2 protein-coding genes are annotated in these 940 nt (G+C 64.4%); both read left to right on the forward strand.

Annotation, left to right across the window (positions count from 1 at the left end; genetic code table 11):
* The first annotated feature begins 3 nt into the window (after nt 1-3).
* Nucleotides 4-135: a hypothetical protein gene (locus HUK84_RS23380; RefSeq protein ID WP_246285795.1), complete on the forward strand. Its 132-nt coding sequence runs from the start codon at nt 4-6 to the stop codon at nt 133-135.
* Nucleotides 132-940 (forward strand): P-type conjugative transfer protein TrbL (gene trbL, locus HUK84_RS20180; RefSeq protein WP_176641788.1); only part of this gene is annotated, 809 nt, incomplete at its 3' end. The genes HUK84_RS23380 and trbL, both read left to right, overlap by 4 nt.

Genomic DNA, 940 nt, shown 5'->3' on the forward strand with positions numbered 1-940 from the left:
TGCATGACGGTCTGGGAGGAGAACCGCCGGCGCTTCTTCGGCCGGCCGGCGCGGCCGCTGCCACTTTCGCCGCCCCCCACGACGACGATGGGCGCCGTCGCGCCGGCCACCCCTTCGTCGGGAGACGCGCGATGAACAACGTCGGCGTCATCGACACCTTCCTCAACACCTTCACGACCTACATCGATTCCGGCTTCGGCCTGATCAAAGGCGAGGTGACGTATCTTTCCTCGACGCTGATCGTCATCGACATCACCCTGGCCGGCCTCTTCTGGGCCTGGGGTGCCGACGAGGACATTCTCCAGCGCCTGGTGAAGAAGACCCTCTACATCGGCTTCTTCGCCTTCATTATCACCAACTTCAACAATCTCTCCTCTATCGTCTTCAACAGCTTCGCGGGTCTTGGCCTGAAGGCGGGCGGATCGTCGATCTCCACCGCGACCTTCGTGCAACCGGGACACCTCGCACAGGTCGGCCTCGATGCCGGTCAGCCGCTGCTCGACGCCGCCAGCCAGATGATGGGCTTCGTCAGCTTCTTCGCGAACTTCGTCCAGATCGCCGTGCTGATGGTTTCCTGGCTGCTGGTGCTGATCGCCTTCTTCATCCTGGCGGTGCAGCTCTTCGTCACGCTGATCGAGTTCAAGCTGACGACGCTCGCCGGCTTCATCCTCATCCCCTTCGCGCTCTTCAACAAGACCGCCTTCCTGGCCGAGAAGGTGCTCGGCAACATCGTCGCCTCCGGCGTGAAGGTGATGGTGCTGGCCGTCATCGTCGGCATCGGCACCGGCCTCTTCTCGCAGTTCACCCAGACCTATGCCGGCGGTCAGCCGACCATCGAGCAGGCGCTCTCCGTCGTGCTCGCGGCGCTGGCCATGCTCGGCCTCGGCATCTTCGGACCCGGCATCGCCACGGGCCTGGTCTCCGGCGCGCCCCAGCTCGG

This window comes from Nguyenibacter vanlangensis (genome assembly GCF_013376155.1).
Lineage (GTDB): Bacteria > Pseudomonadota > Alphaproteobacteria > Acetobacterales > Acetobacteraceae > Gluconacetobacter > Gluconacetobacter vanlangensis.